The organism is Shewanella sp. HN-41 (genome assembly GCF_000217915.1).
GTDB lineage: Bacteria > Pseudomonadota > Gammaproteobacteria > Enterobacterales > Shewanellaceae > Shewanella.
The window spans coordinates 68,140-90,375 of the sequence record NZ_AFOZ01000025.1 but is presented as its reverse complement, the minus strand read 5'-3'; the positions used below and the strand labels follow the sequence as shown (position 1 = coordinate 90,375).

Here is a 22,236-nt window from a genome sequence, read left to right as displayed (position 1 = left end):
CCAATGTTGGTCAAGAATTTTTATGGATACCGATTTACTTAAGACCTTTCTCGAAGTCTCCCGTACCCGTCATTTTGGCAAGGCGGCGGAAAATCTTTATCTCACCCGCAGTGCGGTCAGTTTTCGGGTTAAACAGCTTGAGAGCATTCTGGGCGTCGCGCTGTTTGAGCGGCAACGTAATAACATTCAACCCACTCCCGCTGGTGAGCGAATGCTTGGCCATGCCGAAGCGGTGTTAACCGCATGGGAGCGCGCTAAACAAGATGTCTCCTTAAGCCAATTACAGTCGACCCAATTGGCTATCGGCGCAGGTCCTAATATCTGGGATGCGTATCTCCAAGGGCACTTACAGCATTTGCATGTCGGTTTACCTGGGGTAGCACTGCGAACCGAAGTCTTACCTTCTACAGTCATGACACGACAATTGATGGATAGAACATTGGATATTGCGATTTCCTTCGACCCTCCTAAACTGGACCAATTTGAGTTAGTACAGTTAGGGCAAATCAATTTACTGTTAGTGTCGAGTGTGGCTGATATTGTGGTTAATGGTGTGGCACCGGGACAATATGTGAAGGTGGATTGGGGGACGGCGTTTAATATTATTCACGCTCAGGAATATGCAACGCTTCCGGTGCCGACATTGCATACTAGTTCTGCGCGTATCGCCTTAGACTTTATTTTAAATAATGGAGGCTGTGCGTTTTTGCCAGAGCACCTAGTACAGCAGCTGTTGCGTAATGGGGAATTACACCTTGTGCGCGGAGCCAATGCCATTTCGCGCAGTGTGTATGTGGCGTACTGGGCTGAAAATGATCGGCTGGAGCAGATTAAACAGGCGATTGACTTTTTGATCGATGACGGTATTTAAGTTAGCGACATCCCTAAATCTTGAAATTTTAAATCGCCTTTAATGTTTAATATTAAAGGCGATTTTGTCTTTACGGATTACATGAATAGAGGCGCTAAGATGGCAAGCCAAGTGATACCGCATAACGTCAGAGTTAAAAATACTGCCGCAGAGGCGATATCTTTTGCTTGGCCGCTGAGGGGGTGAATTTCGCTTCCCACACGGTCTACTACGGCTTCAATCGCAGAGTTGAGTAACTCAACAATTAACACCATAAACAGGGTTAATATCAGCAGTAATCGTTCAACTGTGCTTACATCGACCCAGAGTGCGATGGGGAGCATCACGATTGCCAGCATTAATTCTTGTCTGAAGGCGGCCTCGTGAACCCAGGCGGCTTTTAAGCCTTTCATCGAAAATCCTGTGGCTCTAACGATGCGCTTAATACCGTGGTTGTTGGCTGGTTTCATAGTATTTCCATTGACTTGAGCTATAGATAGCTAAGGTTTATCCCGTTCAGATTCAGCTATAAACATGAATGTGTTATGTCGCATTTGAGCGGGCAGATAAAATTGGCCGCAGTATAGCCCGAGATCACAAGTGCATAAATAGTTAACGCTATTAATTCATTGTGGAACCCATCCCTTCAGGGTTAATTCGCCATCCTTTGATCTTCAATCTAAGCTTGGAGCTGGACAGGTTTTACCCAAGAGGCAAGGGAATGACTCATACAAACAAAGCACTTTTTTCAACATTGAGACCTTATCTGCTATTGCAATGGTGCTGCGGCATCTTACTGCTGATCTCTTTTGTGCTTCACGCCAATCCCCTGATACCCAATATTCAACTTGCCACTGAATTTACGACGGATGAGCAAGCATTAGATATCAATGAGTTTTTAATCAGTGAGAAGCTCGACGGTGTTCGTGGTTATTGGGATGGTCGCCGTTTTTTGACCCGTCAGGGGAATCCGATTGCAGCCCCAAAGTGGTTTACGGCGGATTTTCCTCCTATCCCCATCGACGGAGAATTATGGCTTGGGCGAGGGCAGTTTGAGGCGATATCGAGCTTAATCCGCCAATCCGCCGCGAAAGAGGACGACTGGCGGTCGGTACGTTTTATGGTGTTTGATTTGCCGGAAGCGGCGGGCAACTTTGAACAGCGTTATCAACTCGCACTCAGCCTTCTTACCGGGAAATCGCCCTATATTCAAGTTATTGAGCAGGTTAAATTGGAAAGTATCGAGGCGCTATATCACAGACTAGATACCTTAGTGGCTCAAGGCGCAGAGGGCTTGATGTTGCATAGGCGCAGTGCCCAATATATGGTCGGTCGCAATCCTAACTTAATGAAATTGAAACCATATTTTGATGCCGAAGCAAAAGTCATTGGTCATATTGCCGGTAAAGGCCAATTTGCAGGTCAAATGGGAGCCCTAAGGGTACAAACATCCGATGGCCGTATTTTTAGCATAGGCACAGGGTTTAACTTGGCGGAGCGGCAGCATCCACCCGCAGTGGGCGCAATTATTACCTACAAATACTTAGGCTTAACCGTTAATGGGTTACCTCGATTTGCTAGTTTTTTGCGGGTAAGAACCGATATAGTCGAGTCCCCATTGGAGGGCAGTGTTAATATTTCAGGACAATAGCGGGTTAATCCCTTACCGATACTGACTAGGCAGTGAATCTTGGTTCTGCAAACCGGACATGGTTTCTTGTTGAGCATGAAGGTTGCTTGTACTTGAATGCAAATAAGCCAAGTCACATCATTACCCATGGCCAAATTTAGTCGACTACTACATTCGGCGCTTCAGTCATAAAGTCAATGAAAGCTCTCAGCCTGTGCTGATGACGCAAATCCTGATGATAGCCTAGCCAGATCTGTCTTGGAGGTGGTGGAATGTCAACAGGCAGTTGCCGTAATCCCTGAATTTGATTTGCCATCCTCACTGGTAATACGGCCAGCCCGAGTCCTGCAAGACATAATCTAGCTTGTGCTTCCCTGCTATTACTTTTAAAGACGATAGGTGCACCTGGAAAATGGGTTTTAAGCCATGTTACATCAGGCAAATCACTAAAATAACTGTCCATACTAATAAGGCTCAATTTCTCTGGTGTACTGAGTAAATTGAGATCGAAGTCGAAATGAGCATACAAGCCATAATCCAGCTGCATTAGCTTGCGTTGTGCTATATCTGGTTCGTCAAAAGATTGCAGTCGAAACACTAAATCGGCTTCGCGTCGTGCCAAACTTAGCAATCGATTATCAGTTAAAAGCTCCAGACTGACTTGTGGGTGCAACTTTAGAAAACCAGCACAATAGTCAGACAACACGTAGTGACTGAACCAGTCGAAAGAGGAAATACGTAAAGTACCAGTTAATTTTGATTCTTGTCCTGCAAGTTGACGCAGTGCAGCATCCGCTTCTTCAGCCATGCGTCTAGCAGCAGGCAATAAGGCTTGTCCTGCGTCGGTCATCAGGAATCCCTCTGCCGTACGTTGGAACAGTTTCTGGCCAAGACTCCGTTCCAGACTCTGAATACGCCGTCCTAAAGTGGGCTGAGTAAAACCCACAGCACGCGCCGCGGCCGTTAACGTACCTTGTTCAGCGACAGCCAGAAATAATCGAATATCGCTCCAGTCTAGATGTTTCATACTTTATCTATACATTTTTGCATGACATGAATTCATTTTAGTTGATTTATGTTTTTTTTTGCATAGCCAATACTGAAATCACCCCAATAAAGGGCGTTTCACTAAATTAGAGGGCTAAATAATGCACACCCCAATGACAATGCAGGCACTAGAGATCACAGAGACAAATGGCAATTTTATTTTGACCGACCATGTAGTAACACAACCTAAGTCAGGCCAAGTTTTGGTTAAGGTTATCGCAAGTGGAATTAATCCGTTGGATTTGAAAATCAGAGCAGGGCAAGCTGCTCATGCCAAGCAGCCATTTCCTGCTGTGCTTGGAATTGATATGGCGGGTGAAATCATCTCCATTGGGCCAGATGTAAGTAACTTTAAAGTATCCGATCTGGTATATGGGATGACAGGGGGCGTGGCAGGCCAACAAGGCTCTTTAGCCCAGTATCAGGTAGCAGACGCTCGTTTATTAGCGAAAGCACCGACCAATATTAGCCTGCTCCAAGCCGCAGCTATGCCTTTGGTGGTTATCACTGCATGGGAAGGGTTAGTGGATAGGGCTAAAGTGGCTGCTGGGCATAAAGTTTTAGTACAAGGCGGAGCTGGAGGGGTTGGGCATGTCGTCATTCAACTGGCAAAAGCGTTCGGCGCTGAAGTATTTGCGACAGCCGCGGCCAAAGATGCTGATTATATCCGCTCATTAGGAGCAATCTATATCGACTATCAAAGCACGTCAGTCGAACAGTATCTGGAGGAGCTCACGGATAACGAAGGCTTTGATATTATATATAACACCATAGGCGGGGTCAGTCTGGATCAAGCATTTCAATCTGTAAAAAGCTATACGGGTCACGTTGTTAGTTGTTTAGGATGGGGCACACACAGCATTGCTCCGTTATCATTCAAGGCCGCAACTTACTCGGGAGTTTTTACTTTGATGCCATTATTGACAGGGAAAAGCCGCGAGCACCATGGGAAAATTTTATCCCAGGCCAGTTTGCTCACCGAACAAGGACTGTTGAATGTCCGTCTTGATCCGCAGCAGTTTGATTTTGGCAGTATCGAGCAGGCTTATCACAAGGCCGCATCAGCAACTAATATAGGTAAAGTAGTTGTAACTGTTAGCAAAGCCTAATCTAAAACTAGACGGCTTAACCACGAACAGGAATGGTAAGAAGCAGTGCATGCACTGCTTCTTACTTGGAACTGGCATGCTTTATCGCGTTGTATTATGGGCATTGATCATATATGCAGCAAGAATCCCCTTTTAGTCCATTTGAACAAGGAGAACGGAGACTCCTGTCGTTAATAGCGCAGTAGTTAACCTCTGGTTAAACATCGTTTAAGTTTGCCCGCTGCAACATTAATCGTTATGGCGTTTTCCCGAGCGTTTGAGTTTTTCTGCGGCCAGTTTAGCGGCTTTTTCAGCTTCTTTTTCAGCCAGAATACGTGCCACTTCCAGCTTTTCAATTTCGGCCATTGCAGGGGTTTCTAAGGATAAGAGTCCGATTTTACCTGAGCGATATTCGTGTAATAAAAGCTCCGATGCCTTATGTAAATCGATACGCCCGCCTGGGCGAAGGGCGCCGCGTTTGCGGCCAATTTCTTCGAGCAGCGCCATATCATCCACTGGCAATTCACTGAGGTTATAACGCTCACAAATTTCTTTGGGGTAGGCGCTAAGGAAATATTTTGCCGCAAACAGCGCGACATCTTCATATTCCATTGCGGTGTCTTTGATGGCTCCCGTGACAGCAAGACGATAGCTGCTGGCCTCGTTATCCACTTTAGGCCATAAGATGCCCGGGGTGTCCGAGAGCACAATGCCGTTGCGTAGGTTGATGCGCTGTTGGGTCTTAGTGACTGCGGGTTCGTTACCGGTTTTTGCGATGACGCGGCCTGCCAAGGTGTTGATAATCGTAGACTTCCCTACGTTTGGTATGCCCATGATCATAGTGCGGATGTCTTTTTCGGTTTTATCTCGGCTTGGCACGAGTTTACGGCAGATATCGGGGATTTTTTTTACCATGGCTGCCTGTAATGTAGTGATGGCCGTGGCTTTAACGCCTTGCTCGCGTTCTAGGTACTCAATCCACTGCGCCGTGACTTCAGGATCCGCAAGATCCGACTTATTGAGCAGTTTGATACAAGGTTTGTCGCCACGAAGCTTAGCCACCATGGGGTTTTCACTACTGTAGGGAATGCGCGCGTCCAGCACTTCGATAACGAGATCTACCTGAGGCATGGCCTCTTCGATCTCTTTGCGTGCCTTATGCATATGCCCTGGATACCATTGAATTGCCATGATAACGCCTTGTCCTAAATAACTTAAAGAATGGCTATTCTACCTTGAAGGTAGCGAATGTCATAAAAAAAGCGCCCTAAGGCGCTTCAATCGCTTAATCCTTGATGCTTTCTTGGATTAAATTGTCGCTGTGGATTAGATCACCCCGAGTTCGCGCAGTCTTTCCATCAGATAACTGTCGGCGGTATAACGCTCTGACAACACAACCGCGGGGTTGGGATGCAAAAATAACGGCAAAGAGATCCGTGATTTGGTTTTATCCGTGCCCTCAGGGTTGATCACGCGGTGGGAGGTCGATGGGAAATAACCGCCGGATGCTTCCTGCAACATATCGCCGATATTGATGATAATGTTGCCAAAATCGCTTGGGACATCTAACCAAGTACCGTCCTTGGCTTTCACTTGTAGCCCGGGCTCATTGGCAGCGGGCAGTACAGTGATAAGGTTGATATCTTCGTGGGCCGCGGCGCGAATGGCGCCCATTTCTTCATCGCCCGTCATTGGCGGGTAATGCAGAATGCGTAGCAAAGTTTTCTGGCTATCGGCGATCATCTCGGGTAATGGCATCGAAAACTTGGCTTTAACGTCCTCTGGCGAATAGGTTTCTATCCACTCTAATAGCTCGGCGGCCAGCGCGTTGGCTTTAGCGTAATAGGTAAGAATATTGGCACGCAGCGAGTCAGGGATGCGTCCCCAAGGGTACACGTGGTAATACTCTTTGATGTCTTTGACCGTGTTGCCCTTAGCGGTTTCTGAAATCGAAGCGGGGAAGAAACCATCGTGGGTTTCCTTTTTAAACATAAAATCGTTTTTGGCTTCAGAATTGAAAAAGGCTTGCCACTCGGCGTAAATGCTTTCGACCAGATCCTTATCGATAGGGTGGTTAGAGAGTACACCAAAGCCCGTTTCGCGTAGGGATTCTACAAAGCGTTTGGCGCTACCGGTGGCGCGATAATCAATGGTTTCTAATTTCATATTGTTTCTACTTGTTATATATGGTTGTTAACCAAACACTTTCTAAGGATAAAGGTAAGCAGTCATAGCTGCTTATCTCATTATCGGTATGGCGTGTTAAGCCCTAGTGCCAAAGCCGCCAAAATAGAAAGGATTGGGGTAGAGAATTGACCCGCAGCAAGTGTAGCTTTGCCCTGTGTTTGGTGCAAACACTCAAGACTATGGGCTGGAACTCTTGCTGAATTTTTCTTCAGTTATTTAAGCAACGACTCAATCAACAGGATTTTATCGACCAAAGCGGCTACTATGCCAAAAAGCCAATTGGGGCCTAGGCGAAAGAAACCTGAGATAGAGGCGGTCTTATGCAGGCTTATATCTTGGGAGCTAAAGGAGACTTTTATGAATAAGTTGACAGACTTTGAACGCTATGTCATTGAAGAGAAAGGCACTGAACGCCCCTTTAGCGGAGAGTATTATCAGCACGATGCCAAGGGGCTCTATTTATGTAAGAAATGCCATGCTCCCCTGTATCGTTCCACCGATAAATTTAATGCCCATTGTGGTTGGCCTGCCTTCGATGATGAAATCCAAGGGGCGGTAACACGGAATGTCGATGCCGATGGCCGCCGAACGGAGATTGTTTGTAGCCAGTGTGGTGGGCATTTAGGTCATGTATTTGAAGGTGAGTTTTTAACCCCTAAGAATATTCGCCACTGTGTCAATTCGGTTTCTTTAGTCTTCCAAGCACAGGACGAGGAGCAGATACAGACACAATCTCCCTATGCCTTTGCTACCTTAGGTGCCGGTTGTTTCTGGTGTGTTGAGGCCATTTTTAAAAGCCTGCAGGGGGTGATTAATGTCACCTCGGGTTATGCGGGAGGGGAGGCCCATGAGGCGAATTATCAGTCCGTCTGCTCGGGTAAAACCGGGCATGCGGAGGTGGTTCATATCGAATTTGACCCTCTAAAAATCGATTTTATAACGCTTTTACAGGTCTTTTTTGAAAGCCACGATCCGACCACGCTTAACCGCCAAGGCAATGATAAGGGGCCGCAATATCGCTCAATTGTCTTTGCCCATACGGCAGAACAAATAGATCAAACCAATAGCCTGATCGATCAATTAACCGCAGCTAAGGTTTTCGATGCGCCCATAGTGACACAAGTCTGTGCTTTTGAAGCGTTTTACCCCGCAGAGAACTATCACAATGATTATTTTGCATTACATGGTGAACAGCCCTATTGCCAAATAGTGGTTCGGCCTAAAGTGGAAAAAGTGAAAGCCTTGTTTGCACGCCTGCAGAAAGCCTAAGCGATTAAGTGCATTAGACATTAAACATAAAAACGCCACCGATAACAGTGGCGTTTTTTATGGGATTTTTAAAGCGCAAAACCTAGTTTTATTGACTAATAGTTTAACTTTTAGCTTCGTAGCTTAGCTATTGGCTTAACGATTAACGTCACTTTTGGCTTAGTTACCGAGGTCACTATCGGCTCTCGGCTAACCATTGGGCGTATTGTTTAGTGTAATAGCTAACAATCAAATCCGCTCCCGCACGCTTTAAGCCGACAAATGTTTCTGTCACTACTGCACGCTCATCCAGCGCGCCTGCAAGGGCGGCAAATTTAATGCCCGCATATTCGCCGCCGACTTGATAGGCGGCGAGCGGCAGGTGGGTTTCTTGTCTTAAACGACTTAACACATCCAAGTAGGGCGTACCGGGTTTAACCATCAGGATATCGGCGCCTTCGGCTTCATCTAATGAGGCTTCTAACAGGGCTTGGCGACCGTTGGCATAGTCAAGTTGATATCCCTTGCGATTACCGCTGAGTTCACAATCGACTGCGGCTCTAAAAGGACCGTAGAAGGAAGAGGCGAATTTTGCCGAGTGGGCCAGAATCGCCACATGCTCAAAACCTGCGGCATCGAGCCCTTGGCGAATGGCTTTCACTTGACCGTCCATCATGGCCGATGGTGCTAGCATGTCGGCGCCTGCTTTGGCAGCAGTCACCGATTGCTTAACTAAATTTTCGACTGTGAGGTCGTTGCAGACTTCATTATTGTGCACCACGCCGCAATGGCCGTGATCTGTGTATTCACAAAAACAAATGTCGGGGATCACCATCATCTCGGGCACGGCGGCTTTAATGGTGCGCACCATGCGGGCGAGTAAGCCATTGTCGTCCCAGGTGTCGCTGCCCTTATCATCCTTAGTGTGGGAAATCCCAAAGGGCATCACATAGCGGATCCCGAGGGCGTAAAGTTCGCGCACTTCATCCGCAAGTCTACTCTCAGGCAAGCGGCTGATACCAGGGAGTGTGGCGATGGGCACTGCGTGGGGGATGTGCTCTTCAATGAACAGGGGATGGATGAGATCGCTCAGCGAAATATGGGTTTCGCGCAACAGATCGCGCATCGCTTCTGAACTACGTAAGCGTCTTAGGCGACGCAATGGAGGCGTGATTAACATGAAATATCCTTATCGTACAATGGTAAAGGAATGGCAAGGAATGAATTCAATCCAGACTTGTCAGCTCAGACAAGCAGAGTTGAAAAAGTTTCCCCAAGATAGCGGTATTCATTAATGAGTTTATCGATCATTGACTTAGATCACATAAATCCTTCATGTCCTGATTTGCTACTGGATATCATGCGGCTGCTATTTTAGCTGAGTTGTTTGCTTAGCCCTTTGTTTTCGGGCATTTGATGTTATTATTTGCGTCAGTTTTTCCATGGCATATTCGCACAATACAGATTAGATCAATTTGATACGAAATCTTGCCCGCTAATCCGGTTTTTAAATGACAACAACACAATCACATTCAGCTTGTATTCTCGCATTAGACACTTGCACCGAAGCCTGTTCGGCAGCGCTCTCCTATCAAGGGCAGGTTTTTTCACAAATGGCCGATGCACCCCGGGAGCACAGTCAGCGCCTCTTGCCTATGGTGGACTCGGTATTGAAACAAGCGGGAATTGGCTTAGATAAGCTCGATGCCATCGCCTATGGCCGAGGTCCAGGCAGTTTTACTGGTATTCGCATTTGTACCAGCATGACCCAGGGGCTGGCGTTGGGGCTAGACTTACCTGTGATTGGTATTTCAACCCTTGCGGCAATGGCGCAAATGGCGATCACTGAACATCAAGCCGAGCAAGTGCTCTGTACTATCGACGCCCGTATGGGGGAGGTATATTGGGGGCAATTTGTGGCGGTCGATGGTATTGCGACGCTGATCGGTGAAGAAGTTGTGAGTGCACCCACAGAGGTGAAGCTTGCGTTAAATCTTGAGCAACCTATCGTTGGATGCGGCACTGGTTTTGACGCTTATCCTGATTTATTGGCACTTGGCGCTGGGATTTTAGTGCTGAATGCCGTGAAATATCCCGATGCTCGGGCTATGCTCAAACTTGCGGATGTGGGGATAAAAGCGGGCTTTGGCACCGCAGTCGATGAGCTTGAACCTGTCTATTTACGTGATACAGTGACATGGAAAAAGTTACCGGGCCGTGAATAATCTGTTCACCATAGGGCGCGGCGTTAGGACGTTAGGATCTGAGCCTCGTTTCGCGCTTGTATGGCAGCGAAAGCAATACACTGGAACTCACCTAGGCTGAGTGTTTAATAGGCATCTTGATGCAGATAAATGTGAATCAAATGAGTTTGACCAATGCGGTGGCGAGTAATAGACCCGCTATTGCCCAGGGGCTTAGCGCACCTGAATTGTCGCGCCCAGTGATTGAGCAAGATGCCGTTGCAGCCCTAAATTTAGATGGATCTTCATCCCCTTCAGCAAAAAATTTACAGTCAAGACTCGGTGCTCAGCTCGAGTATGAGCAAGATACCCGCGGCCACCAAGGGGCGATAGCCCAGTACCTACAGACTCAGCATGCCGCCAAGCGCGAAGAAATTCAGCAAATGGTGGGCGTGGATGTATATGCCTGACAGCCAAAAAAACCATCAGATCCAGTATTTTCTGCTAAAAAGCCAACGGATTTGACCTCCTCAGGTATCCCAAGTCCTGGGTTGTTTATCATAGAACTGGTTTTGGCTTTGCTATTAACTCGCATACCCTATCTCAGTGTGCCATTCAAATGGCTCGAGAGTTATTTCCATGAATTATCCCATGGTATTGCAACCGTCTTAAGTGGCGGTCTTGTGAGCCATATTCAGCTGTTCCCCAATGGGGCCGGTTTTTGCTTTAGCCAAGGCGGTTCGCCGCTGTTTATTGGTTTTGCTGGGTATTTGGGGGCGGCCTGCTGGGGATATTTAATCTACTTATTAGCAACGTGGCCAAGGGGGATCAGAGTCAGTTTTGCTCTTCTTGGAGCGTTAGTCGTGCTGAGTGGGTTGCTCTGGGGGAGGGATGTGCTCACGCTTGCCATACTCGCCGTGTTGGCAATTATCTTTTTATTACCATTAAAGCTGAATAAAAACAAAATACTAACCCAGTTTCTACGGGTCGTAGGACTGATGATTATGCTCAATGCCCTAGCTAGTCCAACCGTGCTTCTAGGCTTGGATGGGCAAGGGGATGCGGTATTGTTGGCCGAGCACTCATGGATCCCGGCGTGGATTTGGGTCGGCCTATGGCTACTTTGCAGTGCCTGCGCCTTGTTTTTAGCTTGGCGCCGAGTCGATTTAGCCACTCGCCATTAATCCAACCTGATTGTCGAAACAGGCTGAGGCGCAAATTTCACAAATATTTACACCGCAAGTCATGAACTTATTGTGCTATTCCTTGGATTTTTAAGCATTAGGCTGCTAGCTTAAGTGTTCGGTATCCAAGGAGAATTACGATGAAAAAAGTCACATTAGTCGCCAGCATGCTCATTGCTGGCCTGTGTTCAGGCATAGTTTACGCCGATGATGGATTGGACAAGGCTATCAAGAGTGAATTTCGCCAAGCTAAAAACGCCAGTCGAGATATCTATCGTCACCCCGCAGAAACCCTGACATTTTTTGGCATATCCCCCAATCAAACTGTGGTCGAACTATGGCCTGGTAATGGCTGGTATAGTGAAATTTTGGGGCCATATTTAGCCAAAGAAGGCCAATATATTGCGGCCAGTTTTGAGACTCAACCCGCGACCGATACCCCAGGAAATAAATATCGAGCCAATGCAGGTAGTAAGTTTGAAACTTGGATGACGGCAAATAAAAGCTTGTTTGGAAAGGCTAAAATTGTCACATTTGATCCGCCCCATAAGATGGAACTCGGCGCTGACGGCAGTGCCGATCTGGTGTTAACCTTCCGAAATCTACATAACTGGGCATCGACAGATCAGCTGGAAAATGTGTTTGCTGCTTCCTATAAAGTGCTCAAAGACGGTGGTGTGTTTGGTGTCGTTGAACACAGAGCCAATAAAGGGATGAGTTTTAGCAGCGGTTATATGGATCAAACCGAGATGATTGCCTTAGCCGAAAAAGTCGGTTTTACCTTAGATCAAAGTTCAGAGATCAACGCCAACCCGAAGGATGCTAAGGATTACACTAAGGGTGTTTGGACACTTCCCCCCTCATATGCCTTGGGCGATACCGATAAAGCAAAATACCAAGCGATCGGTGAAAGTGACCGCATGACGCTCAAATTTATCAAAAAAGCACGTTAATTACCTGACATCAGAGACAATATGTGGCAATCTTTCGCCCCCAAAAATCAAGTTGAGTTTGTATTACCCCATATCAAACTGAGTGGTCGATTATGGGGGGCGAGGGATAAGCCGTTATTGCTTGCCTTACATGGCTGGTTAGATAACGCCAATAGTTTTGAACCGCTCGCTGAGTATTTACCTCATTATCAGGTGCTTGCCATCGATTGGCCCGGACACGGATTTTCAGCCCACAGGCCGGGCCATTATCCGCTGCATTGGATTGACTACTTGTATGATCTGGACGCCTTGTTGACTGTCTTACCACAGAAACCGCTTGCCATGGTTGGACACTCACTCGGGGGGATCATTGCGTCGGCCTACACGGCGGCATTCCCTGAAAAAGTCAATAAACTGATTTTGATTGAAGCGTTAAGCCCATTATTTGAATCACCGACGCAAGCTAAGGCGCGCTTACGAAAGAGTTTTTATCAACATGAAAAGCACTTAAGCCAGCAGCATCGGCAGATAAAAATCTATGACAGTATCGAAATTGCGGTGCGAGCGAGGGCACATTTAACGGGGTTGGCAGAACCTTGGTGCCGATTGTTACTTGAGCGCAATATGTGCCCACAAGCGAATGGAATAGGTTGGCGAAGCGATCCAAGGTTGAAATTGGATTCACCTATGCGATTAACGTTCGCCCAGGTTGATGCACTCATGCAGGATATCTCGGTGGCAACGCTATTGATTTGCGGGAAACAGGGATTTAACCAATTGCAGAGTGCATTGCCTAGGGCGCGAGTGTGGTTCAAACATCTCTCTGAACACATTATCCAGGGGGATCACCATGTTCATATGGATAATGCGCAGGGGGTGGCGCAATTGATCCGAGATTTTGTTGAATAGTGACTTTTGCTAACCAAAAAAGGCACTAGGTTTTTGTTTTTTTATGTGATGATGATCAAAATTAAAACGCTCGTATGATTTATGGCGAGTTAATCAATAACAAGAAATGTAAGCCGGTATTTTAACTCGGTATTTATCGAGTGTTGACGGTTGTATGGATACCGTTTCCGCAGTTGTGGGGATTTAGGAGAGAGTTGTGGATCAGCCTTGGATTAATCATTTACCAAAAGATGTACCTGCTGAGATAAATGTGGATCAGTATTCATCACTCGTCGATATGTTTGAGACGGCGGTGGCTAAATATGCGGATCAACCTGCATTTATCAACATGGGAGCTATACTCACATACCGTAAATTAGAAGAGCACAGCCGTGCTTTTGCCGCCTATTTACAAAATGAATTAAAGCTCGAAAAGGGTGACCGTGTTGCCTTGATGATGCCCAATTTATTGCAATACCCCATTGCCCTCTTCGGGATTTTACGTGCGGGTATGGTGGTGGTTAACGTCAATCCTCTCTATACTCCCCGCGAGCTTAAGCATCAACTAATCGATTCTGGTGCCAAAGCCATAGTCGTTGTCTCGAATTTTGCGCGCACCTTGGAAGAGGTGGTTGAGCAGACGCCCGTTAAGAGCGTGATCATTACTGGTCTTGGTGATCTGCTGAGTGCCCCGAAACGCACTTTAGTGAATTTTGTTGTTAAATACATTAAAAAACTAGTGCCTAAATACGATTTACCCCACGCACTTTCAATGCGCGACACACTTTCCCGTGGACGACGCATGCAGTATGTCAAACCCATTATCACTAATGATGATCTTGCCTTTTTGCAATATACCGGTGGCACTACTGGGGTATCTAAAGGAGCAATGCTGACCCATGGAAACGTGGTCGCTAACGTGTTACAGGCCGATGGTGCTTATTCGCCAGCCTTAAATGATGGCAGTGAGTTTGTCGTTACGGCATTGCCTCTGTACCATATTTTTGCTTTAACAGTGAATTGCCTACTGTTTCTGCACAAGGGCAGCCAGAATCTGCTGATCACTAACCCCCGTGATATTCCAGCCTTTGTCGCGGAACTTAAAAAATACCCTTTTACCGCATTAACTGGGGTGAATACGTTATTTAATGCCCTAGTAAACAGTGAAGATTTTTCACAACTTGATTTTTCCCGTCTAAAATTGTCGATTGGTGGCGGCATGGCAGTACAAAGAGCCGTGGCCGATAAGTGGCAAAGCATCACTAAAACCCGTTTGCTCGAAGGCTATGGATTAACCGAAGCCTCGCCGTTGCTGACTTGCTGCCCATATAACTTAGACGGTTATAACGGTTCTATCGGTTTCCCTGCTCCTTCGACACTCATCCAGATCCGCGATGATGATGGTAAAATCTTAGCTCAAGGTGAAACCGGAGAACTGTTTGGTAAAGGCCCTCAGGTCATGAAAGGCTACTGGCAACGTCCAGAGGAAACGGCCAAAGTGATCGATAAAGATGGCTGGTTAGCCACGGGCGACATTGGTTATATGGATGAAAAAGGCTTTTTCTATATTGTCGATCGTAAAAAAGACATGATTTTGGTTTCTGGTTTTAACGTCTTCCCCAATGAAGTGGAAGAGGTCGTCGCCCTGCATCCTAAGGTTATCGAAGTGGCCGCCGTGGGTGTACCCAACGACGCCAGTGGTGAATTAGTGAAGGTTTTTGTGGTGGCAAAAGATAAATCTTTAACCGCAGATGACATCATTAAGCATTGTCGTATTCATTTAACGGGATATAAAGTACCGAAGCTGGTAGAATTTAGGGACGAGTTACCTAAAACCAACGTGGGTAAGATCTTGCGACGAGAGCTTAGAGACGAAGCTAAGCGCGCGTAGGATTGAAGCCGGCAATTAGCCGGCTTTTGTTTTTATGGACTGTGATTGACCCCACAGGAACTGGAGAAGAATTTGTCAGCGTTTCACTATGTGAGCGATGCAGCGAGCCTTAATGCCCTCGTCGCCCAATATCAACAGAGTAAAATACTCGTCTTAGATACCGAGTTTGTTCGTACTCGTACTTATTATGCAAAATTAGGACTCATTCAAGCCTATGATGGCCACACCTTAGCCTTGATCGATCCTGTGGCATTACCCGATCTATCGCAATTTTGGGCCTTGCTCGATAATCCCAATATTATCAAGTTAGTGCATTCTTGTAGTGAAGACTTGGAAGTGTTTGCCCATTATGGCCAATGCCAGCCTTCGCCACTCTTTGATAGTCAGATTGCTGCCTCTTTGTGTGGTATGGGCCATGGCGTGGGTTACGCTAAGCTGGTGGAAACTTGCCTTGGTGAAGTGATCGATAAGGGAGAGTCCCGTACCGATTGGATACGACGTCCCTTAAGTGAAGCGCAGCTGACCTATGCCGCGAACGATGTCCTCTTCTTATATCAACTCTATCCGCAACTTGAAGCCAAATTGAGTGCCCAGGGGCGATTAACTTGGTTATACGAGGAAGGCCTGCGGATGACAGAAGGGCGCTTAGCCGCCCCAGATCTAGATACCGCCTATTTAAAGGTTAAAAATGCCTTTCAATTGAATGAGATCCAATTAGCCTATCTTAAGGTGTTAGCTAAGTGGCGCCTCGAGAAAGCCCTAGCCCGTGATCTCGCCTTAGGTTTTGTGATTAAGGATCATGGGCTGATCGCCCTTGCGAAAAAACAGCCTAAAAGCATCGCAGAGTTACTCAAACTTAACGACTTAACCGAACAGGAAAAGCGTATTCACGGTAAAGAGATACTGCGAATCATGCAAACGGCGGATCTGGTTAATTTACCCGAGTTAGTCGATGTATTAGCATTAAAATCCGGCTACAAATCGGCTTTTAAGAGCATTAAAACCTGTTTAGCTGAATTGTGTGAACGTCATGACGTTCCACAGGAAATGCTAGCGTCTAAACGGCATATCCATGAGTACCTGCAGTGGCGTTGGGATAATCAGCAGGGGGACTTACCTGCAGTGTTATGTGCTTGGCGTGGTGAATTAGCCGCGGAGTCATTAGCAAAACTTGAGCTTTAGTCTTCAGGTAAAACACAGGCGGCAAAAAACGTCATCCCCATTTGGAGATGACGTATATACCCAGACTCGCTCGAGATGACAAAGTTCACACCTTGAACTAGCTTGGGATAAGCCCAACTTATCTGTCGGGCAGAGTAACGTTAAGCTCGAGTACCGACAGGTTATCGTCGTTTTGATCTAACTGCACTGACACTTGATCATCAGAAATCTGCACATATTTGCGAATAACCGCAATAATTTCTTGTTTCATCTGTGGAAAATAATCGGGGGTGTCCCGCTGACCACGTTGATGAGCCACAATAATTTGTAGGCGCTCTTTTGCCATTACCGCAGTGCTAGGCTTTTTCTTGCTTTTGAAATAGTCGAGTAAAGACATAATTAGCTACCAAATATCCGTTGTAAGAAACCTTTCTTCTCTTCCGTAATAAAGCGTACTGGGACATCTTCACCCAATAGGCGCGCGACCGTGTCACTGTAGGCGAGGCCCGCATCGCTTTCTTGATCGATAATCACAGGCACGCCTGAGTTTGAGGCTTTGAGTACTGATTGTGACTCTGGGATCACTCCTAACAATTCAATTGCAAGGATTTCCTTAACATCGTCAACACTTAACATTTCACCGGATTTTACACGACTTGGTGAATAGCGAGTCAGCAGTAAAAACTCTTTTATGGGCTCTAAATTAAGCTCTGCACGGCGGGATTTACTCTGTAACATGCCTAATATACGGTCTGAGTCGCGCACCGAACTCACCTCTGGGTTGGTGGTGACAATCGCGATATCGGCAAAATACAGTGCCATCATTGCGCCTTGCTCAATCCCTGCTGGGGAGTCGCAGATGATAAATTCAAAGTCTTTTGCTAAATCATCGAGCACACGACCCACGCCTTCTTTGGTTAGCGCATCTTTATCGCGGGTCTGCGATGCGGGTAACACAAACAGTTTTTCGCAGCGCTTGTCTTTGATGAGCGCCTGATTGAGATTGGCTTCACCGTTGATCACATTAACGAAGTCATAAACGACACGACGCTCGCAACCCATGATCAAATCGAGATTTCGTAAACCGATATCAAAATCGATAACGACAGTCTTGTGTCCTTGCATTGCGAGTCCGGTGGCGATCGCAGCACTCGATGTGGTTTTACCTACACCGCCTTTACCTGAAGTGACAACAATAATTTGTGCCATGTTTCTCTCTATCCTTTGTTCTGCCATTTAGAGGGGCAATGATTCAACCATAAGCGACTCGCCATTTAAGCGAATGCAGCCGCTTTTATCTGTGCTATGTTGTTGTAGATTTTCAGCGAGCCAATATTGCCCGGCTATCGAAACGAGTTCGGCCTCGAGGGAGTGGGCTATGATGACGGCAGTCGGATCTCCCGCCGCGCCAGCCATGGCTTTTCCCCGTAATGCGCCATAAATATGAATGCTACCATCGGCAATGACTTCAGCGCCATTACCTACCGCACCAAATATGATTAAATCACCATTTTTTGCGTAGACCTGCTGACCCGAGCGGATATTCTGCTTGACGATCTTGGTTTGGCGCGGAGCAGGGGGTGGGGTAGTACTTTGTTTTCCGGCTTTTACAATGGCTAATCCCAGGGCTTTAGCCTGATTGCTGAGCACAGTCGTTGCCCCGGTGATCCCCACGATGACTAAGTGACGGGAAAGCAATAACTCTTTTAATCCATGTAAATTGAAATCGTTATCTTGTATGGCACTCAGATTAACGACTAAAGGAGCACCCAGAAAAAATTGAGGGGCTTGTGCCAATTTGCTATCTAATTCAGCCATGACAGCATGTAAGTCGCTGCTATTAATATGAAGTACTGAAAGAGTAAAAGAAGCACCTTTTAACTCTAAGCTAGGTTTTGACATCCCGGCACTCTTCTTAAGAAATCATCAGTCGGTTCGCTGATTTTACAATTAAATTACTAGGCGACCATGTTATAGTGTGCCCCATTGACTGGCAAGTTTGAACTATTGGATATTGATACTCTTATGCTATGTGCCGTTTATAAAAGTAGTCGAAAAGCTGACACTTACTTATTCGTGAAGAAACGAGATTGTTTTGAAGATGTCCCCGTTGCCTTGATGGACATGTTTGGTGTGCCACAATTAGTCATGGTATTTCCTATCGCTAAACGTGAGTCATTAGGGATGGCGGATATTCATAGGGTCAGAACTGAGATGGAAGCGAATGGCTACTATTTACAAATTCCGCCGCCACAGGTTAATTTATTGGCCGAGCATAAACGCAGTCTTGGGATCAAAGACTGATAAATAACCACAGCGGAAAGGGATATGCCAAAAACAATCATTTACCGTGTTGCAGCATGTACATTCGCTATCTTGCCCCTGATAAGTCTGCCAGCGCTGGGGCAAGGGGATCGCGAAGATCTTAGCTTTAACGATTATCTTATGCAGTTAAAACAAGAGGCAAGTGCAAAGGGCATAAGCCAAACCACCTTAGATGCCGCTTTTCCCCAAATAAAACGTTTTAAAAAAGCCGTTGCTGCGGACAATACCAAGTCAGAAGACGCTAAAAATCTCGATACTTTTTTACCCGAAGTCGTGCCCGAATGGAAAGTGAATACTGCACGGGTTTTGTTTAAAGAACATGAGCAAGTGCTTAATCATATCGCTGATAAATATCAAGTTCAGCCTAGGTTTTTGGTCGCGCTGTGGGGATTAGTCGCCGATTTTGGTGAGGCCGCGGGGAATTACCCCGTATTATCTGTGACGGCATCACACGCCTTTAATGGCGAGCGGCAAGACTTTTATAAACAAGAATTTATGGCAGCATTGTCGATAATGGATAAAGAGCATTTGGGGTTTGACGATCTTAAAAGCAATTGGAATGGTGCAATGGGACAAACCCAGATTATGCCGACGGATTTCCTTGCCTATGCTCAAGATGGTGACGGCGATGGTAAGAAAGATATTTGGCGTAACCTAAGTGATGCGTTTGCCACAGCTGCAAATCTGCTAAACCAGCAAGGTTGGAAAGGGGATGATACCTGGGGAAGACAAGTGCAAGCGCCTGCCACCATTGATTTAGCGCTAGTGGGTTTGGATAAACGTCAATCCTTAGCTAAGTGGCAAGGTCTGGGTGTTCGCAAATTTGATAATACGGACCTCCCCAATCGTGAAGATCTCAACGCCTCACTGATTATGCCCGATGGGGTAAAAGGGCGAAAATATTTGGTTTATGGCAATTATCGGGCCCTATTGCACTGGGATAACTCTGGCAGGGGTAACTCCGACTATTTTGGTATTTCTGTTGTGCATTTATCGGAGAGAATTAAGCATCCCCAATAAATTAGTGTAAAATAGCCCGCATTAGGCGGGTTTTTTATTGGAAGATAGTCTCGAACATGGCATTTTGGCAGAGCAAGACATTAGCGCAGATGACAGCAACAGAGTGGGAATCCCTCTGCGATGGTTGTGGTAAATGTTGTTTAAATAAATTGATCGACGATGAAACCGAAGACTTGTATTACACCAATGCGGCCTGTTTGTTGCTTGATCATCAGACCGCCAGTTGCCAACATTACAGTGACCGTTTTAACTATGTCCCCCAATGCACAGTGATCACCTTAGATAATATCCATCAACTGACGTGGCTGCCCGATAGCTGCGCCTATCGCCGGCTTGCCGCAGGGCGCGAATTGCCCAGTTGGCATCCCTTAATTACAGGATCTAAAGAGGCGATGCACCTTGCGGGCATGTCAATTCAAGGTAAAGTAATTGATGAGCGCAGGGTAAAAGATATCGAAGATCATATAGTGTTATGGCCGCTCAAGGATATTGATTGACCAATTAAAAACAACTAAGGGAGCCATAAGCTCCCTTAGTTGTTTCTCGCCATATTCCGTGAAATTAACCTGTAATAGTCACTTTCTCGATAATAATAGGTTCGCGTGGCACATCTTCATGGCCTGCTACCTTAGTGGTTTTGACCTTTTCAATTTGCTGCACCACCTCAAGTCCTGCGACCACTTTACCAAATACGGCATAACCCCAACCATTATTTGTGGTTGCGGTATGATCTAGGAAATCATTATTCGCGGTATTGATAAAAAACTGCGCCGTGGCAGAGTGTGGTGCATCGGTACGGGCCATCGCAATAGTGCCAAGGGTGTTTGAAAGCCCTTTATTGGCTTCGTTGACTATGGGGTCGTGGGTCGGTTTTTCTTTCATCTTGGCGGTAAAACCACCGCCTTGGATCATAAAGCCTTTGATCACTCGATGGAAAATGGTGTGTTCATAAAACCCTTCTTCGCAGTAGCGGATAAAGTTTTTTGAGGTGACAGGTGCATGCTCAAAATCGAGTTCAATGCCGATCTCGCCGATATTAGTCGTGAAAATAATCATAGTATTAGCTTCTATTCGATTGAATTATTTGGTTTTAGGTCCACTGGTCCAGGGATTAAAGGGGACGCCACCATCTTGTCGCTTTGGACTTTCCGGAGCGGCTCGTGTTGGACGTAAAGTTGCGTTCGGCGTTTGCTTTAGCTGCGACTTTGCACTGCGATGCTTTTTCGCCTTAGCGGTCTCGAAAGTGCCTTCCTTTCCACTGCGATAAGTACCCGTAGTCGATGCTGTTGGGCGAAACGTTTTTTCAGGCTTATGTTTAGGCACAAAATCGAGAATGGATATGGGCACTTCTTTTTTAGGGGCAAATCCTTCGATTTCTTTACGCACTATGATATGGCCTAAGCGGCGTTCAATCGCACACAGATTTTTAAAGTCATCCTTTGAGACAAAGGACAGGGCTTCACCTTGCTCACCTGCGCGGCCAGTACGCCCAATACGATGAATATAATCATCGGCTTCATCGGGCAGATCATAGTTAACTACTCGGGTGAGGGCATCGATATCTATACCGCGGGATGCGACTCCCGTTGCCACTAAAAACGCCAGTTTACCGGACTTAAAATCGGCTAAAAGCTGCTCACGAACCGCTTGACTGCGGCCACTGTGGAAGGCTTCGGCTGTAATCTGCCGTTTTTCAAGCTGACTGACTAATTTGGCTGCACCTTGTTTGGTCTGGATAAAAATTAACGCTTGATCCCATGCTTGCTCTTTAATTAGATGGCTGAGTAACGCAGACTTTTTATCTTTATCGACTGTGGTGAGCCACTGATCAATTTGTGGTGCTGTGGCTGCGTTTCGTGCAATTTCAATCTCTATGGGATTTTCAACGGCAGTTTTAGCTAATACGCGCACTTGCTTTGATAGGGTGGCCGAAAAGAGCAAGTTTTGCCTTTGTGGCGGTAATTTTTCGATGATTTTATTGATATCTTCAATAAATCCCATATCGAGCATTCGGTCGGCTTCATCTAATACCAACACAGATAACTCATCGAAATGTATGGCTCTTTGGGTATACATATCGAGTAATCGACCAGGAGTCGCCACTAGGATATCTACGCCTTCAATTAGGCGTTTTTTTTGCGGCGCAGCATCGACGCCACCGTACATGGCCATGGAGGTCAGCGGCAGATATTTTGCATATTGGCGGATGTTTTCCTCAACCTGAACCGCAAGCTCTCGGGTAGGGGTGAGGATAATGGCGCGTACTCGCTTAGGTCGAATTTTGGGGCTATCGGCAAACATTTGCAGTAGCGGTAACACAAAACTGGCGGTTTTACCTGTGCCCGTTTGTGCTGCACCGAGCACATTTTTACCACTGAGGATAACGGGGATCGCCTTAGCTTGAATGGGAGTTGGAGTCGAATAACCGAGTTCAGTAATGGCTTTTACAATCGGTTCGCTTAATCCAAGTGTGGAAAATGGCATTGGGTGTCTCAAATAAATAATTCATAGGCAAACTGTTAAGTTTGGCTTAACAGCGAAGCAGCTCGGTATTATAGCAGGCAGTGGAAAATAAAAGGCGAATATTGCAGGATTTACCAGA

General features: G+C 46.4%; 24 protein-coding genes. 14 read left to right on the top strand and 10 right to left on the bottom strand.

Going from position 1 to position 22,236, the window contains the following annotated elements; genetic code table 11:
• The first annotated feature begins 22 nt into the window (after positions 1-22).
• Positions 23-871, top strand: a complete 849-nt coding sequence (gene hdfR / locus SOHN41_RS10140; RefSeq protein WP_007648471.1) for an HTH-type transcriptional regulator HdfR — start codon at positions 23-25, stop codon at positions 869-871.
• Between the two features lie 77 nt (positions 872-948).
• On the opposite strand, the gene SOHN41_RS10135 is transcribed toward hdfR, so the two are convergent.
• Positions 949-1,320 (bottom strand): diacylglycerol kinase, encoded by a 372-nt coding sequence (locus SOHN41_RS10135; protein ID WP_007648469.1) that lies wholly within the window; start codon positions 1,318-1,320, stop codon positions 949-951.
• A gap of 251 nt (positions 1,321-1,571) precedes the next feature.
• Here SOHN41_RS10135 and SOHN41_RS10130 point away from each other — a divergent pair, with 251 nt between their 5' ends.
• The gene (locus SOHN41_RS10130; protein ID WP_007648468.1) at positions 1,572-2,501 is read left to right on the top strand and encodes a DNA ligase; all 930 of its coding nucleotides are present in this window, start codon (positions 1,572-1,574) and stop codon (positions 2,499-2,501) included.
• A 136-nt stretch (positions 2,502-2,637) separates the two neighbouring features.
• On the opposite strand, the gene SOHN41_RS10125 is transcribed toward SOHN41_RS10130, so the two are convergent.
• Positions 2,638-3,507, bottom strand: a complete 870-nt coding sequence (locus tag SOHN41_RS10125; RefSeq protein WP_007648466.1) for a LysR family transcriptional regulator — start codon at positions 3,505-3,507, stop codon at positions 2,638-2,640.
• 121 nt (positions 3,508-3,628) lie between these two features.
• Here SOHN41_RS10125 and SOHN41_RS10120 point away from each other — a divergent pair, with 121 nt between their 5' ends.
• A complete protein-coding gene (locus SOHN41_RS10120; RefSeq protein WP_007648465.1) occupies positions 3,629-4,636 on the top strand; it encodes a zinc-dependent alcohol dehydrogenase family protein in 1,008 nt (335 codons plus the stop codon).
• Positions 4,637-4,864: 228 nt separating this feature from the next.
• Here SOHN41_RS10120 and ylqF read toward each other — a convergent pair whose 3' ends face one another.
• Positions 4,865-5,806, bottom strand: a complete 942-nt coding sequence (gene ylqF / locus SOHN41_RS10115) for a ribosome biogenesis GTPase YlqF (RefSeq protein WP_007648463.1) — start codon at positions 5,804-5,806, stop codon at positions 4,865-4,867.
• Positions 5,807-5,941: 135 nt separating this feature from the next.
• A complete protein-coding gene (locus SOHN41_RS10110) occupies positions 5,942-6,781 on the bottom strand; it encodes an isopenicillin N synthase family dioxygenase (RefSeq protein ID WP_007648461.1) in 840 nt (279 codons plus the stop codon).
• 378 nt (positions 6,782-7,159) lie between these two features.
• Between SOHN41_RS10110 and SOHN41_RS10105 the strand changes: the two genes are divergently transcribed.
• Positions 7,160-8,071: a bifunctional methionine sulfoxide reductase B/A protein gene (locus tag SOHN41_RS10105; RefSeq protein WP_007648459.1), complete on the top strand. Its 912-nt coding sequence runs from the start codon at positions 7,160-7,162 to the stop codon at positions 8,069-8,071.
• 175 nt (positions 8,072-8,246) lie between these two features.
• Here the strand turns inward: SOHN41_RS10105 and hemB are convergent, their stop codons facing one another.
• The gene (hemB, locus tag SOHN41_RS10100) at positions 8,247-9,230 is read right to left on the bottom strand and encodes a porphobilinogen synthase (RefSeq protein ID WP_007648455.1); all 984 of its coding nucleotides are present in this window, start codon (positions 9,228-9,230) and stop codon (positions 8,247-8,249) included.
• A 331-nt stretch (positions 9,231-9,561) separates the two neighbouring features.
• On the opposite strand from hemB, the gene tsaB reads away from it, so the two are divergent.
• From tsaB to rnd, 7 genes are all read left to right on the top strand, one after another.
• A complete protein-coding gene (gene tsaB, locus SOHN41_RS10095; RefSeq protein ID WP_007648453.1) occupies positions 9,562-10,275 on the top strand; it encodes a tRNA (adenosine(37)-N6)-threonylcarbamoyltransferase complex dimerization subunit type 1 TsaB in 714 nt (237 codons plus the stop codon).
• 119 nt (positions 10,276-10,394) lie between these two features.
• Positions 10,395-10,703: a hypothetical protein gene (locus tag SOHN41_RS10090; protein WP_007648448.1), complete on the top strand. Its 309-nt coding sequence runs from the start codon at positions 10,395-10,397 to the stop codon at positions 10,701-10,703.
• A gap of 51 nt (positions 10,704-10,754) precedes the next feature.
• Positions 10,755-11,417 (top strand): M50 family metallopeptidase, encoded by a 663-nt coding sequence (locus tag SOHN41_RS10085; RefSeq protein WP_050801834.1) that lies wholly within the window; start codon positions 10,755-10,757, stop codon positions 11,415-11,417.
• 140 nt (positions 11,418-11,557) lie between these two features.
• Positions 11,558-12,370 carry a class I SAM-dependent methyltransferase gene (locus SOHN41_RS10080; protein WP_007648444.1) on the top strand — a complete coding sequence of 271 codons (813 nt, stop codon included), beginning with the start codon at positions 11,558-11,560 and terminating at the stop codon, positions 12,368-12,370.
• Between the two features lie 21 nt (positions 12,371-12,391).
• Positions 12,392-13,258, top strand: a complete 867-nt coding sequence (locus SOHN41_RS10075; RefSeq protein ID WP_007648442.1) for an alpha/beta fold hydrolase — start codon at positions 12,392-12,394, stop codon at positions 13,256-13,258.
• Between the two features lie 196 nt (positions 13,259-13,454).
• Positions 13,455-15,128 carry a long-chain-fatty-acid--CoA ligase FadD gene (gene fadD / locus SOHN41_RS10070; protein ID WP_007648441.1) on the top strand — a complete coding sequence of 558 codons (1,674 nt, stop codon included), beginning with the start codon at positions 13,455-13,457 and terminating at the stop codon, positions 15,126-15,128.
• Positions 15,129-15,200: 72 nt separating this feature from the next.
• The gene (gene rnd / locus SOHN41_RS10065; protein ID WP_037458716.1) at positions 15,201-16,310 is read left to right on the top strand and encodes a ribonuclease D; all 1,110 of its coding nucleotides are present in this window, start codon (positions 15,201-15,203) and stop codon (positions 16,308-16,310) included.
• A gap of 118 nt (positions 16,311-16,428) precedes the next feature.
• On the opposite strand, the gene minE is transcribed toward rnd, so the two are convergent.
• From minE to minC, 3 genes are read right to left on the bottom strand one after another with little or no spacing between them, the layout of a single operon-like run.
• A complete protein-coding gene (gene minE / locus SOHN41_RS10060) occupies positions 16,429-16,686 on the bottom strand; it encodes a cell division topological specificity factor MinE (protein ID WP_007648439.1) in 258 nt (85 codons plus the stop codon).
• Between the two features lie 2 nt (positions 16,687-16,688).
• Positions 16,689-17,498, bottom strand: a complete 810-nt coding sequence (gene minD / locus SOHN41_RS10055) for a septum site-determining protein MinD (RefSeq protein WP_007648438.1) — start codon at positions 17,496-17,498, stop codon at positions 16,689-16,691.
• Between the two features lie 27 nt (positions 17,499-17,525).
• The gene (minC, locus tag SOHN41_RS10050; RefSeq protein WP_007648437.1) at positions 17,526-18,191 is read right to left on the bottom strand and encodes a septum site-determining protein MinC; all 666 of its coding nucleotides are present in this window, start codon (positions 18,189-18,191) and stop codon (positions 17,526-17,528) included.
• Between the two features lie 123 nt (positions 18,192-18,314).
• Here minC and SOHN41_RS10045 point away from each other — a divergent pair, with 123 nt between their 5' ends.
• The 3 genes from SOHN41_RS10045 to SOHN41_RS10035 are packed head-to-tail and all read left to right on the top strand — an operon-like array spanning position 18,315 to position 20,131.
• A complete protein-coding gene (locus SOHN41_RS10045) occupies positions 18,315-18,593 on the top strand; it encodes a YcgL domain-containing protein (protein WP_037458741.1) in 279 nt (92 codons plus the stop codon).
• Positions 18,594-18,617: 24 nt separating this feature from the next.
• Entirely contained in the window at positions 18,618-19,634 is a 1,017-nt protein-coding gene (locus tag SOHN41_RS10040; protein ID WP_037458714.1) for a lytic murein transglycosylase, read from the top strand.
• A 56-nt stretch (positions 19,635-19,690) separates the two neighbouring features.
• Positions 19,691-20,131: a YcgN family cysteine cluster protein gene (locus tag SOHN41_RS10035; RefSeq protein ID WP_007648433.1), complete on the top strand. Its 441-nt coding sequence runs from the start codon at positions 19,691-19,693 to the stop codon at positions 20,129-20,131.
• 64 nt (positions 20,132-20,195) lie between these two features.
• On the opposite strand, the gene SOHN41_RS10030 is transcribed toward SOHN41_RS10035, so the two are convergent.
• On the bottom strand, positions 20,196-20,690 hold the full coding sequence (locus SOHN41_RS10030) for a peptidylprolyl isomerase (RefSeq protein WP_007648428.1): 495 nt from the start codon (positions 20,688-20,690) through the stop codon (positions 20,196-20,198).
• 24 nt (positions 20,691-20,714) lie between these two features.
• Positions 20,715-22,118: a DEAD/DEAH box helicase gene (locus tag SOHN41_RS10025; RefSeq protein WP_007648427.1), complete on the bottom strand. Its 1,404-nt coding sequence runs from the start codon at positions 22,116-22,118 to the stop codon at positions 20,715-20,717.
• Positions 22,119-22,236: the final 118 nt, after the last annotated feature.

What these genes read in the sequence shown, in the direction of transcription:
- minE (WP_007648439.1), bottom strand. Translation starts at nt 16,686, where the DNA reads ATGTCTTTACTCGACTATTTCAAAAGCAAGAAAAAGCCTAGCACTGCG.
- tsaB (WP_007648453.1), top strand. Translation starts at nt 9,562, where the DNA reads ATGACAACAACACAATCACATTCAGCTTGTATTCTCGCATTAGACACT.
- SOHN41_RS10120 (WP_007648465.1), top strand. Translation starts at nt 3,629, where the DNA reads ATGCACACCCCAATGACAATGCAGGCACTAGAGATCACAGAGACAAAT.
- minD (WP_007648438.1), bottom strand. Translation starts at nt 17,498, where the DNA reads ATGGCACAAATTATTGTTGTCACTTCAGGTAAAGGCGGTGTAGGTAAA.
- minC (WP_007648437.1), bottom strand. Translation starts at nt 18,191, where the DNA reads ATGTCAAAACCTAGCTTAGAGTTAAAAGGTGCTTCTTTTACTCTTTCA.
- SOHN41_RS10045 (WP_037458741.1), top strand. Translation starts at nt 18,315, where the DNA reads ATGCTATGTGCCGTTTATAAAAGTAGTCGAAAAGCTGACACTTACTTA.
- SOHN41_RS10035 (WP_007648433.1), top strand. Translation starts at nt 19,691, where the DNA reads ATGGCATTTTGGCAGAGCAAGACATTAGCGCAGATGACAGCAACAGAG.
- SOHN41_RS10030 (WP_007648428.1), bottom strand. Translation starts at nt 20,690, where the DNA reads ATGATTATTTTCACGACTAATATCGGCGAGATCGGCATTGAACTCGAT.
- SOHN41_RS10080 (WP_007648444.1), top strand. Translation starts at nt 11,558, where the DNA reads ATGAAAAAAGTCACATTAGTCGCCAGCATGCTCATTGCTGGCCTGTGT.
- hemB (WP_007648455.1), bottom strand. Translation starts at nt 9,230, where the DNA reads ATGTTAATCACGCCTCCATTGCGTCGCCTAAGACGCTTACGTAGTTCA.
- SOHN41_RS10025 (WP_007648427.1), bottom strand. Translation starts at nt 22,118, where the DNA reads ATGCCATTTTCCACACTTGGATTAAGCGAACCGATTGTAAAAGCCATT.
- SOHN41_RS10075 (WP_007648442.1), top strand. Translation starts at nt 12,392, where the DNA reads ATGTGGCAATCTTTCGCCCCCAAAAATCAAGTTGAGTTTGTATTACCC.
- SOHN41_RS10130 (WP_007648468.1), top strand. Translation starts at nt 1,572, where the DNA reads ATGACTCATACAAACAAAGCACTTTTTTCAACATTGAGACCTTATCTG.
- SOHN41_RS10105 (WP_007648459.1), top strand. Translation starts at nt 7,160, where the DNA reads ATGAATAAGTTGACAGACTTTGAACGCTATGTCATTGAAGAGAAAGGC.
- hdfR (WP_007648471.1), top strand. Translation starts at nt 23, where the DNA reads ATGGATACCGATTTACTTAAGACCTTTCTCGAAGTCTCCCGTACCCGT.
- SOHN41_RS10040 (WP_037458714.1), top strand. Translation starts at nt 18,618, where the DNA reads ATGCCAAAAACAATCATTTACCGTGTTGCAGCATGTACATTCGCTATC.
- SOHN41_RS10090 (WP_007648448.1), top strand. Translation starts at nt 10,395, where the DNA reads ATGCAGATAAATGTGAATCAAATGAGTTTGACCAATGCGGTGGCGAGT.
- SOHN41_RS10110 (WP_007648461.1), bottom strand. Translation starts at nt 6,781, where the DNA reads ATGAAATTAGAAACCATTGATTATCGCGCCACCGGTAGCGCCAAACGC.
- SOHN41_RS10125 (WP_007648466.1), bottom strand. Translation starts at nt 3,507, where the DNA reads ATGAAACATCTAGACTGGAGCGATATTCGATTATTTCTGGCTGTCGCT.
- SOHN41_RS10135 (WP_007648469.1), bottom strand. Translation starts at nt 1,320, where the DNA reads ATGAAACCAGCCAACAACCACGGTATTAAGCGCATCGTTAGAGCCACA.
- ylqF (WP_007648463.1), bottom strand. Translation starts at nt 5,806, where the DNA reads ATGGCAATTCAATGGTATCCAGGGCATATGCATAAGGCACGCAAAGAG.